The sequence below is a fragment of the Natronomonas sp. genome (assembly GCF_046710025.1).
GTDB lineage: Archaea > Halobacteriota > Halobacteria > Halobacteriales > Haloarculaceae > Natronomonas.
This window is the reverse complement of sequence record NZ_JBKEGK010000225.1, coordinates 1-4,094: the sequence shown is the minus strand read 5'-3', so window position 1 is coordinate 4,094 and position 4,094 is coordinate 1. Positions and strand designations below refer to the sequence as shown.

Below are 4,094 nucleotides of genomic sequence, written 5' to 3'. Positions count from 1 at the left end.
TCGACGTCGAGCGCGTTGTCGTCCGCATCGAGTGCGTCGCTATCCGCACCGGGCACGTCGTCCTCGCCGAGGACCCGCGTCCGGACGAGGTAGGCCACGGCAATCAGAAAGCACAAGCCGACGAGCACGGCGAAGATTGTCCCCCGCTTCGAGGACGATTCCTCGGGAGCGGCCGTCCCGCCGGCATCGATCTCCTTTTGACCGCGGCTATACGGCGCGTTTGCGGTCAGATCCGAGTCCTCGAAGTGGAGTTCGATGAATGTGAACTCGACCATATCGCGACTTCACCGCGGAGGGATTTATACCAACCGGCGGGCACCTCGTCGATAGCACGGTGAAGACTGGACGTCTACGGTCGGACGCCGAGGAGTCGGCGTATATATGCGGACCCACGGTGCCGGGACGTTGATGTGGACGGCGACCACAGCGATCGTATGGATCAGATACGACGATCATTCCTTGAGGAGTTGCTCTCGCTGTCGACGCCCTCCGGGTTCGAGACCGACGGCCAGCGCCGCTGGCTGGCGTACGTCGAGGAGTACGCCGATGAGACACACGTTGATGCCTACGGAAACGCAGTTGCAGTCCACGAAGGCGGGGCCGACGCCCCGAGCATCGCAGTCGCCGGCCACGGCGACGAGATCGGGTTGATGATTCGAGCGATCGGCGACGACGGTTTCCTGAAGCTCTCGCGGATCGGCGGTTCGGACCGGACCGTCACCCGCGGTCAGCGCGTCACCGTCCATACCGACGACGGCCCGGTTTCGGGTGTCATCGGGCAGGTCGCGATCCACCTCCGGGACTCGGGAGACGACGAGTACGACGAGATCGCAGAACAGCACGTCGATATCGGCGTCGAGGACGGCGACGACGCCGAGGAACTCGTCGACGTCGGTGACCCGGTGACGATCGAAACGCCGATCACGGAGTTAGCCGACGGCCGCCTCGCGGCGAGGGGGATGGATAACCGGGTCGGCATCTGGACAGCGGCCGAAGCGTTCCGGCGCGCCGTGGAGGCCGATCCGGACGTGACTGTGTATGCGGTCTCGACGGTCCAAGAGGAGGTCGGCCTCCAGGGAGCGCGGATGGTCGGCTTCGAGTTTGACCCCGACGCCGTCGTCGCCGTCGACGTGACCCATGCAACCGACCACCCGGATACCCCAAGCATCCGCGGCAGCGATGTCGACTTGGGCGGCGGGCCGGTCGTCGCCCGCGGGAGCGCGAATCACCCGGCGCTCGTTGAGGCCGTCCGCGGCGTCGGGGACGGGGCGGAGATCGACTACCAGTTGGCGGCGGCGGGGAGTCGGACAGGCACCGACGCCGACGCCTTTTATACCTCTTCGGGCGGGACACCCGCGCTCAACCTCGGGCTCCCAAACCGGTACATGCACACCCCCGTCGAGGTCGTCGACCCGGCCGATCTCGACGCCGCGGCGTCGCTGCTCGCCGAGGTCGCCGGCCGCCTCGGCGAGTTCACGCCGTTCGACGCCGGTATATAAACTCATTGGCCATCGCGGCGCGGTCAGGGTTGTGCATTCCGCGTCGAACCGCGGGCTCCGGACCGGGTCGACACAGACTATCGAGTCGGGAACGTCCGTTCGAACTCCGTTCCAACGGCGGGGCAGTTCGAAGCACAATCCCGGGCGTGGGTCGGTGCGTTTATACCACTCGCACGCGCCTTTCTCGGTATGACTGACCGTCCGCTCGATGTGCTTGAGGCGACGCTCGGAAGCGACGTACGCGTGACGCTCAAGGGCAGCGAGACTCACGAGGGCGTCCTCTCGGGATACGACCAGCACATGAACCTCGTCTTGGGCGAGGGCGACAACGTAACCATTATCCGCGGCGATAACGTCGTTTCGATACAACCATGACTGGCGCCGGGACCCCGAGCCAAGGCAAGAAGAACAAGACGACGCACGTCAAATGTAGACGCTGCGGCGAGAAGTCCTACCACTCCAGAAAGAAGGTCTGTGCGTCCTGTGGGTTCGGTAAGACGGCCAAGCGCCGCGATTACGCCTGGCAGTCCAAGCAGAACGAGTAACGAACATCGCTGTTTTCTGGTCTCCTGCATCCGCTTCAACCAGCGACAACACTACGATCGCTGTGGCAGACGACGGGACTAATCGATAGGGCGACTAAGGCGCGCGTAGGCAACCGACCGTACGTGTACGGCTGTCACACACCTATACATAACTAGTCATACGCACACACGGCCGGCCGTAGGTATGTTATATCGTGGTATAGTAACGATATCGTAGTAGACCAAGGGCGCTGACCCGCGGCCGCCTGCCGGCGTATATCCACGAACGTGAATACTTGTGAGTCTTATAAGCCGTCGATCAGGCACGATGGAGTGGGTTTTTGTCTCTGGGACTCGGATCGATAGGTATGCCAGACGGGCGGCACTCGGATGGGCCGACGGAGAAATGCGGTGTCGTCGGCGTCTCGTTGGATGGGCGAGACGCGGCGCGACCGCTGTACTACGCGCTCTATGCGCTGCAACACCGCGGCCAGGAGTCCGCGGGAATCGTCACCCACGACGGGTTTCAACAGCACAGCCACGTCGAGATGGGACTGGTCGGTGACGCCTTCGACGAGGGGGACATCGAGGCGCTGAAAGGGTCGACGGGCGTCGGACACGTCCGATACCCGACGGCCGGCAGTGTCAACTCCTGTTGTGCGCAGCCGTTTTCAGTGTCGTTCAAATCTGGATCGCTCGGGTTGAGTCATAACGGCAACTTGGTCAACACCGCGGAACTCCGCGATGAACTCGCCGCGAGCGGCCACGCCTTCACCAGCGACGGCGACACGGAGGTCATCGCCCACGACCTCGCGCGCAACCTGCTGGAGGCCGATCTCATTCGGGCGGTCAAGCGGACGATGGATCGGATCCACGGCTCGTACTCGCTGACGATTGCCCACGACGACACGATCCTCGGGGTCCGCGACCCGCAGGGCAACCGGCCGCTCTGCATCGGTGAGCTCGACGACGGCTACATCCTCGCCTCCGAGTCGGCCGCGATCGATGTCCTCGACGGCGAGTTGGTACGCGACGTCCGCCCCGGCGAACTCGTCGTCCTAGAGGCGGACGGTGCCGGGTTTGACTCGTATCAACTCGTCGAACAGGAAAACACCGCTCACTGTTTCTTCGAACACGTTTATTTCGCCCGCCCGGACTCCCGTATCGACGGCAATCTTGTCTACGACGTGCGGCGTGAACTCGGCCGGAAGCTCTGGGAGGAATCCGGCGTTGAAAGCGACGTCGTGTTGCCGGTGCCCGATTCGGGGCGGGCCTTCGCGTCCGGCTACGCCGAAGCCGCTCAAGACGACGGCGACAACGTGGAGTTCGCCGAAGGGCTGATGAAAAACCGCTATGTCGGCCGCACGTTCATCATGCCGACACAGGACGCCCGCGAACGCGCCGTCCGCCTCAAGCTCAACCCCATCAAGGATGTCGTCGAGGGCCGCACTGTCACCGTCATCGACGACTCGATCGTCAGGGGAACAACCTCGACGCAGTTGGTGAAACTCCTGAACGACGTCGGCGCCGAGGCGGTCCACATGCGCATCGGCGCGCCGGAGATCGTCGCACCCTGCTACATGGGGATCGACATGGCCTCCCGCGAGGAGTTGATCGCTGCCGGCCGCGACACCGACACGATCTGTGAGGACGTCGGGGCCGACTCGCTTTCATACCTCTCGATCGACGCCGTCGCGGAGGCGCTCACCGAGTCACGCGCCGACCTCTGTCTCGGCTGTGTCACCGGGGAGTACCCCTACGATATCGAGGGCGAATCGACGGACCGCGATATCGTCCGTCCGGACATCGAAGATCCCCACGCCGGCGTCGCGGACGACTGAATCCCTCCGGTTTCATTTGACCGCCCCGGCTCGTTCCTGTCCCCGCGCGTGTTCAGCGCGCCCAGACGGTCTCGTTTCGCATCTCGAGGACGGCCTCGCCCTTGACGGCCGCGGTCCGCCGTGCTGTCACGACCCCTCGGGCGTCGTTCCCGGCCGACGGTCGCTTGTCGAGGATCTCAAGTTCGACCGCAAGCGTGTCGTCCGGACGGACCGGCGTCGGAAACCGGAGA

The 4,094-nt window shown here is 64.2% G+C and carries 4 protein-coding genes and 1 pseudogene; 4 read left to right on the top strand and 1 reads right to left on the bottom strand.

Translation table 11 applies throughout. The features are described 5' to 3' along the window. Positions 1-275 (bottom strand): annotated as a pseudogene (locus ACI944_RS12540) (hypothetical protein); the annotation flags it as partial. 159 nt (positions 276-434) lie between these two features. On the opposite strand from ACI944_RS12540, the gene ACI944_RS12535 reads away from it, so the two are divergent. The 4 genes from ACI944_RS12535 (at position 435) to purF (ending at position 3,864) form a co-directional block, all read left to right on the top strand. After that, positions 435-1,499 carry a M20/M25/M40 family metallo-hydrolase gene (locus tag ACI944_RS12535; protein ID WP_411719377.1) on the top strand — a complete coding sequence of 355 codons (1,065 nt, stop codon included), beginning with the start codon at positions 435-437 and terminating at the stop codon, positions 1,497-1,499. Positions 1,500-1,688: 189 nt separating this feature from the next. Continuing rightward, entirely contained in the window at positions 1,689-1,874 is a 186-nt protein-coding gene (locus ACI944_RS12530; protein WP_411719376.1) for an LSM domain-containing protein, read from the top strand. Continuing rightward, the gene (locus ACI944_RS12525) at positions 1,871-2,044 is read left to right on the top strand and encodes a 50S ribosomal protein L37e (RefSeq protein WP_411719375.1); all 174 of its coding nucleotides are present in this window, start codon (positions 1,871-1,873) and stop codon (positions 2,042-2,044) included. Before ACI944_RS12530 ends, ACI944_RS12525 begins: the two co-directional genes overlap by 4 nt. A 347-nt stretch (positions 2,045-2,391) precedes the next feature. Further along, positions 2,392-3,864, top strand: a complete 1,473-nt coding sequence (gene purF, locus ACI944_RS12520) for an amidophosphoribosyltransferase (protein ID WP_411719374.1) — start codon at positions 2,392-2,394, stop codon at positions 3,862-3,864. Positions 3,865-4,094: the final 230 nt, after the last annotated feature.

Excerpts from the sequence above, each read along its gene's own strand:
- ACI944_RS12535 (WP_411719377.1), top strand. The coding sequence starts at position 435 with ATGGATCAGATACGACGATCATTCCTTGAGGAGTTGCTCTCGCTGTCG.
- ACI944_RS12530 (WP_411719376.1), top strand. The coding sequence starts at position 1,689 with ATGACTGACCGTCCGCTCGATGTGCTTGAGGCGACGCTCGGAAGCGAC.
- ACI944_RS12525 (WP_411719375.1), top strand. The coding sequence starts at position 1,871 with ATGACTGGCGCCGGGACCCCGAGCCAAGGCAAGAAGAACAAGACGACG.
- purF (WP_411719374.1), top strand. The coding sequence starts at position 2,392 with ATGCCAGACGGGCGGCACTCGGATGGGCCGACGGAGAAATGCGGTGTC.